A 17,079-nucleotide genomic window follows, 5' to 3' on the forward strand; every position below is an offset into this window, starting at 1 on the left:
GCGGCGGTGCGGCGACCCGGTGGGCCCGGTCCGCCGCCCGGCCCCGCCCGGTGTGATCCGACAGCGACCCGACCGTGGCCTCTTCGCCACCCGGTTCCGGCAACCGGTGCTCCGCGGCCTCCGTCCAACGGCCGGTACCGGACGACGAGGTGGGGGGAAGAGGCCGATGGTCGGAGCACGGTTCTTCGAGGAGCGGGGGCGCGGGGCGGCGCCCGGTTCCGCCGGACGGTCCCGCATGGCGGCCCCGGTCGCCGCACTGCTGGTCGCGGCGCTCGCGGTGGCAGGCTGCGGGGCGGGGGACGGCAGCGGGAGCAAGGCGGCGGAGCACGGCGCGGCCGCGCCCGGGTCCGTCGAGCGGGAGGCGGGGAGCGTCCGGGAGGACGCCGCAGCGGACGGGGAGGCGGGCCGGGAGGGGGCGGGGGCCGGGGCGGAGGAGGCGTCCGCCGGCGACCTGCCCGACCCCGCCGCCACCCACATCATCCGCACCGCGTCCCTGACGGTGGCGGCGAAGGACGTGCCCGGCGCGCTGGTCGAGGCCCGCGCGGCGGTGGAGGCCGCGGGCGGCTACGTCGCGGACGAGTCCACCGACCGCGACTCCGAGGGCCGCGACCGCTCCCGGGTGACGCTGCGGGTCCCGCCGCAGGAGTACGACGGCCTGCTCGAGCGGCTCTCCGGGCTGGGGAGGCTGGTGGAGCGGAAGGTCTCGGCGCAGGACGTCACCGACCAGGTGGTGGACGTCGAGAGCCGGCTCGCGACGCGGAAGGCCAGCGTGGAGCGGGTCCGGAAGCTGATGGACGAGGCGACGGCGCTCTCCGACGTGGTCTCCCTGGAGGCGGAGCTGAGCGACCGGCAGGCCGACCTGGAGGCCCTCCAGGCGCGGCTGAAGTCGCTGCGGGAGCGCACCGGGACGGCGACGGTCACCCTGTCCCTGCACGAGCCGGACGCGGAACCGGTGGAGGGCGGTGAGGTCCCCTCCTTCGGCGACGCCCTGGCGGACGGTTGGAACGCCTTCCTGACGGTGCTGCGCTGGATCGCCGTCGCCCTGGGCGCGGTGCTGCCCTTCGCCGCGGCGGGTCTCCTGGCGGCGGTGCTGTGGCGCCGGGTGCGCTCCCGGCTGCCCCGGCGGGCCGCGGGTGCGGGTGGGGCGGCGGTTCCGGTTCCGGCGCCTCCCGCGGCGGCTCCGGCGGCCGGTTCTCCGGCCGGGCCCGGGGACGGCGGGCCGGACGGCGGCAGCGGCGGCAGCGGAAAGGAGTGAGGAACCCGGCGCGCGCCGCGGCCCCCGTCCCGGGCCTCCTCCGGGTCGGGGGCCGCGGCGCGCCGGGCGGCGCCCGTCAGCGCGCGGTCTGCTCGTGCACGTACTCCACGAGCCGGGTGAGGGCGTCGGGGTCGGTGTCGGGCAGCACCCCGTGGCCGAGGTTGAACACGTGCCCGGGCAGTTCCCGGGCCGCGTCCAGGACCCGCCGCGCCTGGGCCTCGACGGCCTCGCGCGGCGCGAAGAGGACGGCCGGGTCGAGGTTGCCCTGGACGGCCTTGTCCGGGCCGATCCGGCGGGAGGCCTCGTCCAGCGGCACCCGCCAGTCCGCGCCGACGACGTCCGCGCCCGCCTCGGACATCGCTCCCAGCAGCTCGCCGGTGCCGACCCCGAAGTGGATGCGGGGGACGCCGTAGGAGGCGACGGCGTCGAAGACCTTGGCGGAGGCGGGCAGCACCGAGCGGCGGTAGTCCCCGGGGGCGAGCGCCCCGGCCCAGGAGTCGAAGAGCTGGACGGCGGAGGCCCCGGCCTCGATCTGCACCTTCAGGAAGGCGGCGGTGATGTCCGCGAGGCGGTCCAGCAGGTCGGCCCAGAGCTCCGGGGCGCCGTACATCATCGCCTTGGTGTGCTCGTGGTTGCGGGACGGCCCGCCCTCCACGAGGTAGCTGGCGAGGGTGAAGGGGGCCCCGGCGAAGCCGATGAGCGGGGTGGCGCCCAGCTCGGCGGTGAGCATGCCGACGGCCTCGGTGACGTAGTCGACGTCGCCCGGCTCCAGCGGGCGCAGCCGCGCCAGGTCCTCGCGCGTGCGGAAGGGGCGGTCGACGACGGGCCCGACCCCCGGCTTGATGTCCAGCTCCAGGCCGATGGCCTTGAGGGGGACGACGATGTCGCTGAAGTAGATCGCCGCGTCCACCTTGTGGCGGCGGACGGGCTGGAGGGTGATCTCGGTGACGAGGTCGGGGCGCATGCAGGAGTCGAGCATCCCGATGCCCTCGCGCACCCTGCGGTACTCCGGCAGGGAGCGCCCGGCCTGCCGCATGAACCACACCGGGGTGTGCGGCACCGGCTCGCGGCGGCACGCCCGCAGGAAGGCGGAGTCCGCGACGGCGGGAGCGGGGGCGGTGATCGGGGCGGAGGTGGTGTCGTCGGAGGTCACAACCAGAAGTCTCCCACGTGTCCCTACCCCCCGGCGGCACCCGCTCCGCCTACGCTGCGGCCCATGGCAGCGGCGCGAGCACACCTGACGGACGGTACGGAGGGTCCCGGAGGTGAGGAGACCCCGCTTCCCTTCCGCCGGGCCGTGGCGGCCCTGGCGGGGTTCCGGCCGCGGCCGGAGGTGCGGCTGGCCCCGCTTCCGGCGCCCCGGCGGCTGGCGCCGTTCGCGCACGCCCTGGAGGCGTCGGTGGAGGCGGACGGCGAGGAGCTGGCCGACGGCAGGTTCGTCCTGCTGCACGACCCCGACGGCCAGGAGGCGTGGCGGGGGGCGTTCCGGGTGGTGACGCTGGCCCGCGCCGAGCTGGAGCCGGAGATGGCGGCGGACCCGCTGCTGCCCGAGGTGACCTGGTCGTGGCTGACCGGCGCCCTGCGGGCGCGGGCCGCCGCGCACACCGAGGCCGGCGGGACGGTGACGCGGGCGGGTTCGGCGTCCTTCGGGACGCTGGCGGACCGGCCCGTGACGGCGGAGATCGAGGTCCGCGCCTCGTGGACGCCGCTGGACGCGCCCGAGGACACGGCCGGGGCGCCCGGCGCGGCGGGGTTCCCCGCCCTGGCCGGTCACCTGGGCGCGTGGTGCGACCTGCTGGCCCAGTGCGCGGGGCTGCCGCCGGAGAGCGGCGAGGGGGCCGCCGTCGTACCACTGCCGCAGCGTCGCGGCCCGCAGCCACTCTGACGGTTCCCCGGAACGGATTGCGCGTCCGGTTTGCCGGAAATTTCCACTCACTCATTCGTGATCATTCCCTAAAGCCGGGCGGGGCTCCTGCCGAAGGATTCTGTGACCCTCACACAGGGTTCACCCATCCCGACTTCCCCCCTTGAGTCGGCTTCCGTCCGCTCTCCACTCCCCAGGAGGCCCGGTGTCCGTTCTTCTAGAGCACCCCACAAGCCTGGTCGCCTACCGCCCGAACAAGCCGACGGCGATGGTCGTCGTCGCCGACCCCCGGGTCCGTTCCACCGTCACCCGCCACCTGTGGGCGCTCGGTGTCCGGGACGTGATCGAGGCGTCCTCGGTCGCGGAGGCCCGCCCCCGAGTGGCCAACCCGCGCGACATCTGCGTGGCCGAGGTCCACCTGCCCGACGGCTCCGGCCTGACCCTGCTCTCCGAGACCCGGGCGGCGGGCTGGCCCAACGGCCTGGCGCTGTCGGCGGCCGACGACATCGGCGCCGTGCGCAACGCCCTGGCCGGCGGTGTCAAGGGCTACGTCGTCACCGGCACCCGCGGCACCCCCGGCCACCACCCCGGACGCCCGGGCACCGCCCCCATCGGCGCCACCGCCGCCGCCCGCATGCACCGCCGCCCGCCGGGCGCGCCCGGCCAGCCCAGCGGCTACCGGGAGCTGTCCGGCCGGGAGATCGAGGTGCTGCGGCTGGTGGCGGAGGGCCAGTCCAACAAGGCCATCGGCGTCTCGATGGGCCTGTCCGCCCTGACCGTCAAGAGCCACCTCGCCCGGATCGCCCGCAAGCTGGGCACCGGCGACCGGGCCGGCATGGTCGCCGTCGCCCTGCGCACCGGCATCATCCACTGAGCCCCGGCTCCACCACCCGCCGGCCGCCCGCACCCGGGCCCGCCGGCCCGTCCCCGCCGGGTTCCGGCCCGGATCCACCCGACCCCCACTCCGCCCCTCACCGCCTTCCCTCCCCGCCGGCTCCGGCCCGGCCCCCTCAGGGGCCGGGCCGGAGCCGGCGGCGCGCGGGGCCGGCGCACCACGGGCGTGACGTTGCGTCGCCGGACGCCTCGCATTGCGTGCGCACAGCTACCCTTGTCGCGTGACCGACGCCCGAGAGACCTCCATAAGCAACGCAGATCGGCCTCCCCTCGCGGAGGCGGGCCCGGCGCCGGTCCCCCTGCTGGAGCCGCGCGAGGGCATTCCGCCCGTCACCGCCACCCCCGAGGCCCTCGCCGAGGTCGTGTCCGCCTTCGCCGCGGGCCGGGGTCCCGTCGCCGTCGACGCCGAGCGGGCGTCCGGCTACCGCTACGGGCAGAGCGCCTACCTCGTCCAGTTGCGCCGTGAGGGCGCGGGGACCGCCCTGGTCGACCCCGTCGGCTGCCCGGACCTGTCCTCCCTCGGCGAGGCGATCGGGGACGCCGAGTGGGTGCTGCACGCCGCCACCCAGGACCTGCCCTGCCTGCGGGAGACGGGGATGTCCCCGACGCGGCTGTTCGACACCGAGCTGGCCGGGCGGCTCGCGGGCTTCGCCCGGGTCGGTCTCGGCGCGATGGTCGAGAACGTGCTGGGCTACACCCTGGAGAAGGGCCACTCCGCCGTGGACTGGTCCACCCGGCCGCTGCCCGAGCCCTGGCTGCGGTACGCGGCGCTGGACGTGGAGTTGCTGGTGGACCTGCGCGACGCCCTGGAGGAGGAGCTGGAGCGTCAGGGGAAGCTGGAGTGGGCGCGCCAGGAGTTCGCCGCGATCGCCGCCGCCCCTCCCCCGCCGCCCCGCAAGGACCCCTGGCGCCGCACCTCGGGGATGCACAAGGTGCGCAGACGGCGTCAGATGGCGGCCGTGCGGGAGCTGTGGACGGCCCGTGACCAGGTGGCGCGGCGCCGCGACGTCTCGCCGGGGAAGGTGCTCGGCGACGCGGCCATCGTGGAGGCCGCGCTGGCCCTGCCCACCAGCGTGCAGGCGCTCTCCGCGCTGCCCGGCTTCGGGCAGCGGACGGGGCGCCGGCAGCTGGAGCAGTGGCTGGCGGCGATCCAGCGGGCCCTTGCGCTGCCCGAGTCCGAACTGCCCCAGCCCGCCCTGACCCCGGCCGGGCCGCCCCCGCCGAGGGCCTGGGCCGACAAGGACCCGGCCGCCGCGGCCCGGCTCACCGCCGCGCGCGCCGCGGTGACGGGGCGCGCGGAGGAGCTGAACCTCCCCCAGGAGAACCTGCTGGCGCCCGACACGGTGCGGCGCCTGTGCTGGGAGCCGCCGGAGGAGCTCTCGGAGTCCGCGGTCGCCGAGGCCCTGCGCGCCCACGGCGCGCGGGAGTGGCAGATCGAGCAGACGGCGCCGCTGCTGGCGGCCGCCCTGGCGGCCGCCCCGCCGGAGGGCTAGGGACGGCCGCCCCCGGGCCTCCCGCCCCGGCGCCGCGGGGAGTTGCGCCCGCCCGGCGCCGCGCCGCCGGGCGGGCCGGCTCCCGCGGAGCCGGCCCGTCCGGCGGACGGGAGTGTGACGTGCGACTCCCTCGGAGAGGGAACCGTCCCCCTGGGAGTTACCGGCAAGTAGCATAGGCTCCGGGAAGCGCGCCGTACGGCGTACCACCGCACCCCTGGAGGAGAGCCAACGTGCCTCGTACCGCTAGGGACGTCGTCTTCGTCGACGGCGTCCGGACCCCGTTCGGCAAGGCGGGCCCGAAGGGCATCTACCACGAGACCCGCGCCGACGACCTGGTCGTCAAGTGCATCCGTGAGCTGCTGCGCCGCAACCCGGGCCTGCCTCCGGAGCGCATCGACGAGGTCGCCATCGCCGCGACGACCCAGATCGGCGACCAGGGCCTGACCCTGGGCCGCACCGCGGGCATCCTGGCCGGGCTGCCGACCACCGTCCCCGGCTACTCCATCGACCGCATGTGCGCCGGCGCCATGACCGCCGTGACGACCACCTCCGGTTCGATCGCCTTCGGCGCGTACGACGTCGTGGTCGCCGGCGGCGTGGAGCACATGGGCCGCCACCCGATGGGCGAGGGGGTGGACCCCAACCCGCGCTTCGTCTCCGAGAAGCTGGTCGACCAGTCCGCCCTGTTCATGGGCATGACGGCGGAGAACCTCCACGACCGCTTCCCGCACATCACCAAGCGGCGGGCCGACGAGTACGCGGTGCGCAGCCAGGAGAAGGCCGCCAAGGCGTACGCCGACGGCAAGATCCAGGCCGACCTGGTGCCCGTCTCCGTGCGCCGCACCAACCCCGAGGGCGGCGAGACCGGCTGGGGCCTGGCCACCGCCGACGAGCCCATGCGCCCGGGCACCACCCTGGAGCAGCTCTCCGGTCTGAAGACCCCCTTCCGGGCCCACGGCCGGGTCACCGCGGGCAACGCCGCGGGCCTCAACGACGGCGCCACCGCCTCCCTGATCGCCGCCGAGGACGTGGCGCGGGAGCTGGAGCTGCCGGTCAGGATGCGTCTGGTCTCCTACGCCTTCGCCGGTGTGGAGCCGGAGGTCATGGGCATCGGCCCGGTCCCCTCCACCGAGAAGGCGCTGGCCAAGGCCGGGCTGTCGATCGGCGACATCGGCCTGTTCGAGATCAACGAGGCGTTCGCCGTCCAGGTGCTGGCCTTCCTGGACCACTACGGCATCGCCGACGACGACCCGCGCGTCAACCAGTACGGCGGCGCCATCGCGTTCGGCCACCCGCTGGCCTCCTCGGGCGTCCGCCTGATGACGCAGCTCGCGCGGCAGTTCGAGGAGCAGCCGCACGTCCGCTACGGCCTGACCACCATGTGCGTCGGCTTTGGCATGGGCGGCACCGTGATCTGGGAGAACCCCCACTGGGAGGGCAAGTGAGTACCGCTGAGCTTCTGAAGGGCGCCGCCGAGCTCTTCCCGGACGAGGTCGTCACCACCGCGCACGTCCGCCACCTCGACCTGCCCCAGGGCGCCGGCCGCTTCGCGCTGATCACCCTGGACAACGGCCTGGACCACACCAAGCCCACCACCCTCGGCCCGCAGTCGCTGGTCAACCTCGACAAGGCGATCGACCAGGTCGAGGCCGAGGCCGCCAAGGGCGAGATCGTCGGCGTCGGCGTCACCGGCAAGCCGTTCGTCTTCGCCGTCGGCGCCGACCTCAAGGGCGTGGAGGTCGTCAGGCGCCGCGAGGACGCGCTGGCCATCGGCAGGGGCGGGCACGACATCTTCAAGCGGCTGTCGTCCCTGGCCGTGCCGACCTTCGCGTACTACAACGGCGCGGCGATGGGCGGCGGTGTCGAGATCGGCCTGCACTGCGCCTACCGCACGGTCTCGCGGGCCATCCCGGCCTTCTCCCTGCCCGAGGTCTTCCTCGGCCTGGTGCCCGGCTGGGGCGGCTGCACCCTGCTGCCGAACCTGATCGGCGCCGACCGCGCGGTCTCGGTGATCATCGAGAACTCCCTCAACCAGAACAGGCAGCTCAAGGGCGAGCAGGTCTACGAGCTGGGCATCGCCGACGCGATCTTCGACGGCGCCGACTTCCTGGAGCAGTCCCTGATCTGGACCGCCTCGGTGCTCCGCGGCGAGATCGAGGTCGGCCGCCCGGACGTCGACCGCGGCGAGGCCTGGGACCAGGCCGTCGCCCGCGGCCGCGGCATCGCCGACTCCAAGGTGCACGGCGCGGCCCCGGCCGCCTACCGGGCGCTGGACATCATCGCGGCGGCCAGGAACGGCGACCTGCGCCAGGGCTTCGCGGCCGAGGACGAGGCGCTGGCCGACCTCATCATGAGCGACGAGCTGCGCAGCGGCCTGTACGCCTTCAACCTGGTGAACAAGCGCGCCAAGCGGCCCGTCGGCGCCCCCGACAAGTCGCTGGCCCGCCCGGTCACCAAGGTCGGCGTCGTCGGCGCCGGTCTGATGGCCTCCCAGCTGGCGCTGCTGTTCGCCCGCCGCCTCCAGGTGCCGGTCGTGCTGACCGACGTCGACCAGGAGCGGGTCGACAAGGGCGTGGGCTACGTCCACGGCGAGATCGACAAGCTCCTGCTCAAGGGCCGCGTCGACCAGGACAAGGCCAACCGCCTCAAGGCCCTGGTCACCGGCTCCCTGGACAAGTCCGAGGCCTTCGCGGACGCCGACTTCGTCATCGAGGCCGTCTTCGAGGAGATGGGCGTCAAGCAGCAGGTGTTCGCCGAGGTCGAGGCGGTCGTGCCCGAGCACGCCATCCTCGCCACCAACACCTCCTCGCTGTCGGTCACCGAGATGGCGAGCAAGCTCAAGCACCCCGAGCGGGTCGTGGGCTTCCACTTCTTCAACCCGGTCGCCGTCCTGCCGCTGCTGGAGATCGTCCGTGCCGAGCGGACCGACGACGCCTCGCTGGCGACGGCCTTCGCGGTCGCCAAGTCGCTGAAGAAGACGGCCGTCCTGGTCAAGGACGCCCCGGCGTTCGTCGTCAACCGCGTCCTCACCCGCTTCCTGGGCGAGGTGCTGCGCTCCATCGACGAGGGCACCCCCGTGGAGGTCGCCGACCGGGCACTGGCCCCGCTGGGCCTGCCCATGTCGCCGATCGTCCTGCTGGAGCTGGTCGGCCCGGCCGTCGCCCACCACGTGGCGGGCACCCTGAACGCCGCGTTCCCCGACCGCTTCGGCGTCTCGGAGAACCTGGGCCGCGTCGTGGAGGCCGGCAAGCGCAACCTCTACGTGTACGACTCCGGCAAGCCGGAGCTGGACCCGGAGGTCGCCGCCCTCTTCGGGACCGGCGACACCGTCCTGACGGAGGAGCAGGTCCGCGAGCGCGCCCTGAACGCGATCGCCGAGGAGATCCGGCTGATGCTCGACGAGGGCGTCGTCGCCGAGGCGCAGGACGTCGACCTGTGCCTGATCACCGGCGCCGGCTGGCCCTTCCACCTGGGCGGCATCACGCCGTACCTGGACCGCGAGGGCGTCTCCGAGCGCGTCACCGGCAAGCGGTTCCTCGAACCGGGCGTCGCCGGCGTCCCGCGGTGACCCGCCCCTGACGGCAGGCCCCCGGCGGCGCCCGTCCGCACCCCGTGTGCGGGCGGGCGCCGCCGCGTCCCGCGCCCGGCGCCGGCCTCACCGCCCGGCGGCGGGGACGGCGCCCCGGCGCGGCGGGTCCCGCTCCCGGACGCTTCGGCGCCCGCCGAGGCATCCGGGAGCGGGACCCGTCCGCCGTGGCACCCTGGGCGCATGCACGGACGTGATCTCCTGGTCGTGGACGGCGCCAACGTCGTCGGCTCGGTGCCCGACGGCTGGTGGCGGGACCGGCGCGCCGCCGCCGAGCGGCTGCGGGACCGCCTCGCCGCCCGCGCGGCGGACGGGGAGGAGGGCGATGAGGTCGTGCTCGTCGTGGAGGGCGCGGCCCGCGGGGTGGCCTCCGTGCCCGGGGTGCGGGTGGTGGAGGCGCCCGGCAGCGGCGACGACCGGATCGTGGAGCTGGTGGCCGCCGAGGGGCCGGGCCGCCGCTGCGTGGTGGTCACCGCCGACCGGGAGCTGCGCGAGCGGGTGACGGCGCTGGGCGCCGAGGTGGCCGGGCCCCGGTCGGTGCGCTGAGCGGCCCGCCCGGCGGGGACGGCCTCAGCCCTCCGTGCGGACGTAGACCACCGCGCCGTCCACCCGTTCCACCCGCTCGTAGTGCGACGCCAGCACGTAGCGCAGGGACGGCATCCGGGAGGGTGCGTACGGCTTGCCGCGCGAGTCGTCGACGATCACCTTCGGCGGGTCCTCGTCCAGCTCGGCGCGGAAGACCGGCCAGCTCCCCGCCACGCCGTACCGCTGGCCCACCCGGTGGCCGTCCCGCCCGCCGCTGAAGTTGGTCAGCAGCCCGGCCGTCAGGTAGCGGCTGGCCGGGGCGCGGTCGGCGAACCAGTAGCTCTCCGGGTGCATGCCCCAGAACAGCACCTTCTCCTGCGGCCCCGCGTACCGGCGCGCGGCGTCGGCCACCCGCCGCGCGTGGTCCAGCCCCGCGCTGCCGGCCACCGCGCTCCAGCCCAGGAACACCGTGCACGACAGCACGCAGCACAGCGCCGACCGGGGCAGCCAGCCGGCGGGCAGCAGGTGGAGGGCGCCGGCCCCCAGCAGGGCCAGCGGCGGCACCAGCTGGAGGTAGTAGTGCCCGAAGAAGTGGAAGCCGGAGAGCACCGCCGCCGCCGATGCCGCCAGCCACACCCACAGGTCGGCCGTCAGGACGCGGTCCCGGCCCGGCATCCGGGCGTGCACCACCGCCGCCAGCGGCGCCAGCAGCCCCGCGCAGCCCGCGGCCAGGATCGCGGTGTTGAGCAGTCCGCGGCCCAGCACGTGCAGCTCCGACCCGGTGAACGAGGCGTACGAGCCGGAACCGGTGACCGTCCAGAACAGGAAGCCGCGCCAGTCGGTGACCACCGCCACCACCGCCACCGGCAGCAGGAAGCAGGCGCCGAGCCGGGCCAGCGCCACCCGCCGCCGTACGCCCGGCGGCACCGCGCGCCACAGCAGGAACACCGCGGGCAGCAGCACCGCCCCGCCGGTCTGCTTCACCAGGAAGGCCCCGGCCACCGCGAGCCCGGCGGCCCGCCAGCGCCGCCGGTCGGCGCACCAGACGGCCGCCGCGGTGAACGGCAGCATGAAGACCTCGAAGTTCGCCGCCTGGGCGTCCTCGGGGTTGAGGCCGATCGAGGCCGGCACGAACAGCACCCCGGCGATCCATCCGGCCCGCTCGCCCCAGCGGCGGCGGGCGGTGGAGGCCAGCAGGGCGGCGGTGGCCGCCACGGCCAGGACGGCCGCCGCCTTCAGCGGCCACAGCGATCCGTCGCCGAAGACGGCGAACGCGCCCTGGTAGAGCCAGGGCAGCAGGGGCGGTTTGCGGTCCACGACGGTGTCGTAGAGCACCCCGCCGTCGGCGAGCATCCGGGCCTGGGTGGCCAGGAAGCCCTCGTCGGGGTTCCACAGCGGGCGCCGGAAGGACGGGATCCGGGTGAGTGCCGCCAGCAGCACGAGCACCGGGAGCAGCAGCGGCCAGAACGGGCGCGGCCGGGCGGTGGGCACCGACGGCAGCAGCCGGCCGCGGGGCCCCGGCACCCGCACGGCCCCCGGCGGCGCCGTGCGGGAGGCCGGGACCCGTGCGGACCGGAGGGGATCGGAGGCGGTCGGCATGGGCTACAACCTATCCGGCCCCTCGGGCGCCTCCGCGGGCACCGGGGCCGGCGGCGGGCGTGTCACGGTGTCCGCGCGGCACCGCCGGGCACCGGGGGCCGCCCGAGGGGCTCCCGGCGCCCGGGGACCGCGTCAGTCGCGGGCGGCCCCGGCGGTCCGCTCCGCGGTGCCCTCGGAGCCGTAGCGGCCGTCCAGCCGGGCGACCAGGCCGGTGACCTGGCGGGCGATGTCCGGGGCGGTCAGCCCGATCTCCGCCAGGACCTCCTTGCGGGAGGCGTGGTCGAGGAACCGCGGCGGGATGCCGAAGTCGCGCAGCGGGACGTCCACGCCCGCGTCGCGCAGCGCCTGGGCGATCGCGGAACCCACGCCGCCGGCCCGGCTGTTGTCCTCCACGGTGACCACGACGCGGTGCCGCTCGGCCAGCGCCGGCAGCGCCTCGTCGACCGGCTTGACCCAGCGCGGGTCCACCACCGTGGTGGAGATGCCCTGCCGGTCGAGGAGGTCGGCGACCTCCAGGCACATCGGGGCCAGCGCGCCGACGGAGACCAGCAGCACGTCGGGCCGCCCGCCCTCCCCGGCGGCCGGCTCGCGCAGCACGTCCATGCCGCCGACCGTGCCCACGGCCGCGACCGCCGGACCCACCGCGCCCTTGGAGAAGCGGACGACGGTCGGGGCGTCGTCGACCTCGACGGCCTCGCGGAGCTGGGCGCGCAGCTGGTCGGCGTCGCGCGGCGCGGCGATCCGCAGGCCGGGGACGACCTGGAGGATCGACATGTCCCACATGCCGTTGTGGGAGGCGCCGTCGGTGCCGGTGATCCCGGCCCGGTCCAGGACGAAGGTCACCCCGCACCGGTGCAGGGCGACGTCCATCAGCACCTGGTCGAAGGCGCGGTTGAGGAAGGTGGCGTAGACGGCGAACACCGGATGGAGCCCGCCGGTGGCCAGGCCGGCCGCCGAGACGGCGCCGTGCTGCTCGGCGATGCCCACGTCGTAGACGCGGTCGGGGAAGGTCTCGGCGAACTTCTGCAGGCCCACCGGCTGGAGCATCGCGGCGGTGATGGCGACGACGTCGGGGCGCTCGTGGCCGAGCCTGACCATCTCCTCGCCGAAGACCGAGGTCCAGTCCAGGCCGGCGGCCGCCACCGGCAGGCCGGTGTCGGGGTGGATGACGCCGACGGCGTGGAAGCGGTCGGCCTCGTCCTGGACGGCGGGCTGGTAGCCGCGGCCCTTCTCGGTCAGGCAGTGGACGATGACCGGGCCGCCGAAGCGCTTGGCGCGGGTCAGCGCGGACTCCAGGGCCGCTATGTCGTGGCCGTCGATGGGGCCGACGTACTTCAGGCCCAGGTCCTCGAACATGCCCTGCGGGGCGATGACGTCCTTGATGCCCTTCTTGGCGCCGTGCAGGGTCTCGTAGAGCGGCCGGCCGACGACGGGGGTGCGGTTGAGCAGCTCCTTGCTGCGGGCCAGGAAGCGCTCGTAGCCGTCGGTGGTGCGCAGGGTGGCCAGGTGGTTGGCCAGGCCGCCGATGGTGGGCGCGTAGGAGCGCTCGTTGTCGTTGACGACGATCACCAGGGGCCGGTCCTTGGCCGCGGCGATGTTGTTCAGCGCCTCCCAGGCCATGCCGCCGGTCAGCGCGCCGTCGCCGATGACGGCCACGACGTGGTCGTCCCGGCCCAGCACCTGGTTGGCCTTGGCCAGGCCGTCGGCCCAGCCCAGCACGGTGGAGGCGTGGGAGTTCTCGATGACGTCGTGCTCGGACTCGGCCCGCGAGGGGTAGCCGGAGAGACCGCCCTTGGCGCGGAGCCGGGAGAAGTCCTGCCGCCCGGTGAGCAGCTTGTGCACGTAGCTCTGGTGTCCGGTGTCGAAGAGGACCTTGTCCTTCGGCGAGTCGAAGACCCGGTGCAGGGCGATGGTCAGCTCGACGACGCCCAGGTTGGGGCCCAGGTGGCCGCCGGTCTTCGAGACCGCGTCGACGAGGAAGGTCCGGATCTCCCCGGCGAGCCGGTCGAGCTGTTCGGGGGTGAGCCGGTCGAGATCGCGCGGTCCCGTGATGCGGGTCAGCAGAGCCACCCGTGCCTCCTTGCTGGTCGAGCCGTACGGGCTTGTGCCGATCCGACGAGTCTAGTGTTCCGTCCGCCCGGCCGTGCGGGGACCACCGCCTTCCCGGCGGCCCGGTGGGGGCGGGGCCGCAGCGCACGGCGGTGCCGGGCCCCTCGGCGAGGAGGGGCCCGGCACCGGGGAGTCGCGCCGGGATGCCGGTCGGGGCGTCAGGTGCGGCCCGCGGACCGCTGGGTGCGGCGGGAGACCGAGTCGACGACGGCGGCGGCCAGCAGCACCGCGCCGGTGATCATGTACTGGATGGCGGCGGCGATGCCCAGCAGCGCCATGCCCGAGGCGATCGAGCCGATGACCAGCATGCCCAGGAGGGCGGACCAGACCGAACCGCGGCCGCCGAAGAGGCTGGTGCCGCCGATGACCGCCGCGGCGATGGCCTCCATCAGCAGGTTGCCGGTGCCGGCGCCCTGGTTGGCGGCCAGGATGCGGGAGGCGATCATCAGGCCGCCGAAGGCGGCCATGGTGCCCGCGATGGAGAAGACCGAGATCCGGATGGCCGTGACGTTGATGCCGGCGCGGCGGGCCGCCTCGGTGTTGCCGCCCAGCGCGAAGACCTTGCGGCCGTAGGAGGTGCGGCGGAGCAGGAAGTCCATCGCCACCAGCACGATCAGGAAGATCAGCAGCGCCAGCGGCATGCCCTTGTACTGGTTGAGCATGAAGGCGGCGCCGAAGGCGAGGACGGCCAGCAGCCCGGTGCGCACGGCGATCTCGCCCATCGGGCGGGAGGGGATGCCGGCCGCCGCGCGGCGCCGGGCGCCGATGAACTGGGCGGCGAAGAAGGCGCCCACCGCCACGGTCGCGGTGCCGTAGGCGACGGCGACGTCGGTGAAGTAGTGGTTGGACAGGGTGCCGACGACACCGTCGCTGTCGAGGTTGATGGTGCCGGTGGTGCCCAGCACCCGCAGCATGAAGCCGTTCCAGAACAGCAGGCCCGCCAGGGTGACGACGAAGGCCGGGACGCCGATCTTCGCGAAGAAGAAGCCGTGCAGGGCGCCGATGAGCGCACCGGTGACCAGGGCCAGGGCGACCGCCAGCCACTCGTTGACCCCGTTGTTGACGGCCGCCACGGCGAAGACGGCGGAGGCCACGCCGCTGACGGAGCCGACCGACAGGTCGATCTCGCCCAGCAGCAGCACGAAGACGATGCCGACGGAGATCAGTCCGGTGCCGACGATGTAGATCGACAGGTTGGAGAGGTTCTCCGCGGAGAGGAAGGCCGGGTCCATCAGCTGGAAGATGGCCCAGATGACGATCAGTCCGACGACGACGGGCACGGAGCCCAGCTCGCCGCTGCGCAGCTTCCTGCCGAAGTCGCTCAGATAGCCGGCCAGGCCCTCCTCGCGGACCAGCAGTCTGGGGTCGACGGCGGGCGTGGCGCCCTTGGCGGCGCCGCCGTCGGCCGCACCGGTCCGGCCGGTCTCGGCCGGTGCCTTGGAAAGGTTGGTCTCACTCACGGTCGGCTCCCCGCGGTACGCGCCCTGCGGCGGGTCACGGCGTTGTCCGTGGCGCCGGTGATGGCGGAGATGATCTCTTCCTGCGACGTGCTCGCGACATCGAAGACGCCGTTGTTGCGGCCGAGTCGGAGCACCGCCACCTTGTCGGCGACCGCCTTGACGTCCGCCATGTTGTGGCTGATGAGGATGACGGCGAGGCCGCGCTCGCGCAGCCGCTCCACCAGGTCGAGCACCTGGGCGGTCTGCTCGACGCCGAGGGCGGCGGTGGGCTCGTCCAGGATGACGAGCTTGGGCTCGCCCAGCATCGAGCGGGCGATGGCGACGGTCTGCCGCTGGCCGCCGGAGAGCGAGGCGACCGGGATGCGGACGCTGGGGATGCGGATCGACAGGGTGTCGAGCAGCTCCCGGGCGCGGCGCTCCATCTCGATCTCGTCGAGCACTCCGGAGCGGAGGATCTCGCGGCCGAGGAACAGGTTGCCGACGACGTCCAGGTTGTCGCACAGAGCGAGGTCCTGGTAGACGGTGGCGATGCCCAGCTCCTGGGCGTCGTGGGGACGGTTGACCTCGACGGGGGTGCCCTCCCACTCGAAGACGCCCTCGTCGGCGGGGCCGACGCCGGCGATCGTCTTCACGAGGGTGGACTTTCCGGCGCCGTTGTCGCCCACCAGGGCGACGACCTCGCCGGCGTGGACCTCCAGCTCGACATCGGTGAGCGCCTGGACGGCTCCGAATCGCTTGGAGATTCCGCGCAACGCCAGTACAGGCGTAGCGGACACGTGAACCAACTCCTAGGACAAAGCGGGGTGGTGAGCCGTGCGGTGCCCGCGCCCGGGGCGGGGGGCCGAAGGGGGCGCGGGCACCGACGGCGGGGCCGGAGGGGAGGAGGCGGCGCGGGCCGTTACAGCAGGCCGGCCTTCTCGCACGCCGCCTTGTACTTCGCCGTGCAGATCTCCTCCACCGTGTAGAGGCCGTCCTTGACCACGGTGTCCTTGAGGTTGTCGACCGTCACCGAGATCGGCTTGATCAGGGTGGCGGGCACGCCCTTGGTGGTGGCGCTGTCGACGGTGGTCTCCGCCTTCGGGTCCTCGCCGCGTCCGAGGGCCACGGCCATCTCGGCGGCGGTGTAGGCCTCGGGCTGGAACGGCTTGTAGACCGTCATGAACTGCTCGCCGGCGACGATGCGCTGGACACCCGCCAGCTCGGCGTCCTGGCCGGTGACCGGCGGCAGCGGGTCGACGCCGGCGCCCTTGAGCGCGGTGATGATGCCGCCCGCCATGCCGTCGTTGGCGGAGTAGACGCCGACGATGTTCTCCTTGCCCAGGGAGGCGATGGCGCCGTTCATGTTCTTGTTGGCCTCTTCGGGCTTCCAGTCGGTGGTGTCGTAGGACTTGCCCACCTTGACCTTGCCGTCCAGGACGGACTTGGCGCCCTTCTTGAACATGGCGGCGTTGGGGTCGGTCGGCGACCCGTTCATCATCACGATCTGGCCGTCGTCGGCCTTGTCGCCCAGCTGCTCCAGCAGGGCGGTGGCCTGGACCCGGCCGACCTCCTCGTTGTCGAAGGAGGTGTAGGCGGAGATCGGGCCCTCGGCGAGGCGGTCGTAGGCGACGACGGGGATGCCGGCGTCGTCGGCCTTCTTGACCGATCCGGCGATGGACTTGGAGTCCACCGCGTCCAGGATGATCACGTCCACCTTCTTGGTGATCATCGAGTTCATCTGCTGCTGCTGCGTCGAGGCGTCCTGCTTGGCGTTGACGTAGCTGACCTCGCAGTCGGAGCACAGCTCCTTGATCCGCTTCTCTATGAGCGGCCTGTCGAAGTTCTCGTAGCGGGCCGTCTGGTCCTCCGGCAGCAGCAGGCCGATGGTGAGCGGTCCGTCCTTCTTCTTCTCGCCGGCGCCCGAGCCGTTGTCGCCTCCGGCCTCCTTGGCGCTGCCGCACGCGGCGAGCGAGACGGCCATCGCGGTCGCGGCCACGGCCACGGCGGCACGACGCAGATGCGTGTTCATCCAGAACCTCCCTGACGAGGCCGCGTCACTGCGGCCGAGGTGGCTGGAAGTCAACTCGGAGCGACACCTGTCGTCAAGAAGTAAATTCTTAACGAGACCGCAACGATGCCATGCGTGAACAAGATGAACGCAGAGTGGCTGAGTGTCCGCCCCATGACGGCCGTGCGACGACCGCGCCAGGGCCCGGAAAACCCCCGCAGGAGCCCTGGGAGCGCTCTCCGGGGCCGGATGGGACGGCCGGCCGCCGCCGGGGCCGCCCCGGGCCGACGGCCGGCCGTGTTCCGCC

The 17,079-nt window shown here is 74.3% G+C and carries 13 protein-coding genes; 7 read left to right on the forward strand and 6 right to left on the reverse strand.

Annotated elements, in window-relative coordinates:
• Window positions 1–166 precede the first annotated feature (166 nt).
• Window positions 167–1,255, forward strand: a complete 1,089-nt coding sequence (locus ACFSJS_RS20925) for a DUF4349 domain-containing protein (protein ID WP_380902665.1) — start codon at window positions 167–169, stop codon at window positions 1,253–1,255.
• A 76-nt stretch (window positions 1,256–1,331) separates the two neighbouring features.
• Here ACFSJS_RS20925 and hemE read toward each other — a convergent pair whose 3' ends face one another.
• The gene (hemE, locus tag ACFSJS_RS20930; protein WP_380902667.1) at window positions 1,332–2,408 is read right to left on the reverse strand and encodes a uroporphyrinogen decarboxylase; all 1,077 of its coding nucleotides are present in this window, start codon (window positions 2,406–2,408) and stop codon (window positions 1,332–1,334) included.
• A 63-nt stretch (window positions 2,409–2,471) separates the two neighbouring features.
• On the opposite strand from hemE, the gene ACFSJS_RS20935 reads away from it, so the two are divergent.
• The 6 genes from ACFSJS_RS20935 to ACFSJS_RS20960 all read left to right on the forward strand — a co-directional run bounded on the left by ACFSJS_RS20935 (window position 2,472) and on the right by ACFSJS_RS20960 (window position 9,638).
• Complete coding sequence (locus ACFSJS_RS20935) at window positions 2,472–3,140, forward strand: DUF3000 domain-containing protein (RefSeq protein ID WP_380902669.1); 669 nt, start codon at window positions 2,472–2,474, stop codon at window positions 3,138–3,140.
• Between the two features lie 184 nt (window positions 3,141–3,324).
• Complete coding sequence (locus tag ACFSJS_RS20940; RefSeq protein ID WP_380902671.1) at window positions 3,325–3,993, forward strand: helix-turn-helix transcriptional regulator; 669 nt, start codon at window positions 3,325–3,327, stop codon at window positions 3,991–3,993.
• Window positions 3,994–4,234: 241 nt separating this feature from the next.
• Window positions 4,235–5,506: an HRDC domain-containing protein gene (locus ACFSJS_RS20945; protein WP_380902676.1), complete on the forward strand. Its 1,272-nt coding sequence runs from the start codon at window positions 4,235–4,237 to the stop codon at window positions 5,504–5,506.
• A gap of 230 nt (window positions 5,507–5,736) precedes the next feature.
• Window positions 5,737–6,951: a thiolase family protein gene (locus tag ACFSJS_RS20950; protein WP_380902678.1), complete on the forward strand. Its 1,215-nt coding sequence runs from the start codon at window positions 5,737–5,739 to the stop codon at window positions 6,949–6,951.
• Entirely contained in the window at window positions 6,948–9,074 is a 2,127-nt protein-coding gene (locus tag ACFSJS_RS20955) for a 3-hydroxyacyl-CoA dehydrogenase NAD-binding domain-containing protein (protein ID WP_380902680.1), read from the forward strand. Before ACFSJS_RS20950 ends, ACFSJS_RS20955 begins: the two co-directional genes overlap by 4 nt.
• A 201-nt stretch (window positions 9,075–9,275) precedes the next feature.
• Complete coding sequence (locus ACFSJS_RS20960; RefSeq protein WP_380902682.1) at window positions 9,276–9,638, forward strand: NYN domain-containing protein; 363 nt, start codon at window positions 9,276–9,278, stop codon at window positions 9,636–9,638.
• Window positions 9,639–9,662: 24 nt separating this feature from the next.
• Here the strand turns inward: ACFSJS_RS20960 and ACFSJS_RS20965 are convergent, their stop codons facing one another.
• The 5 genes from ACFSJS_RS20965 to ACFSJS_RS20985 form a co-directional block, all read right to left on the reverse strand.
• Entirely contained in the window at window positions 9,663–11,216 is a 1,554-nt protein-coding gene (locus ACFSJS_RS20965; protein ID WP_380902684.1) for an ArnT family glycosyltransferase, read from the reverse strand.
• Window positions 11,217–11,348: 132 nt separating this feature from the next.
• Entirely contained in the window at window positions 11,349–13,286 is a 1,938-nt protein-coding gene (dxs, locus tag ACFSJS_RS20970; protein ID WP_380902686.1) for a 1-deoxy-D-xylulose-5-phosphate synthase, read from the reverse strand.
• A 197-nt stretch (window positions 13,287–13,483) separates the two neighbouring features.
• On the reverse strand, window positions 13,484–14,785 hold the full coding sequence (locus ACFSJS_RS20975) for a sugar ABC transporter permease (protein ID WP_380902688.1): 1,302 nt from the start codon (window positions 14,783–14,785) through the stop codon (window positions 13,484–13,486).
• Entirely contained in the window at window positions 14,782–15,570 is a 789-nt protein-coding gene (locus tag ACFSJS_RS20980; protein ID WP_380902690.1) for an ATP-binding cassette domain-containing protein, read from the reverse strand. The genes ACFSJS_RS20975 and ACFSJS_RS20980 overlap by 4 nt, the downstream gene beginning before the upstream one ends.
• A 113-nt stretch (window positions 15,571–15,683) precedes the next feature.
• Complete coding sequence (locus tag ACFSJS_RS20985; protein WP_380902692.1) at window positions 15,684–16,793, reverse strand: ABC transporter substrate-binding protein; 1,110 nt, start codon at window positions 16,791–16,793, stop codon at window positions 15,684–15,686.
• Window positions 16,794–17,079 lie beyond the last annotated feature (286 nt).

Origin of the sequence: Streptomyces desertarenae (genome assembly GCF_042681365.1) — a bacterium.
GTDB lineage: Bacteria > Actinomycetota > Actinomycetes > Streptomycetales > Streptomycetaceae > Streptomyces > Streptomyces desertarenae.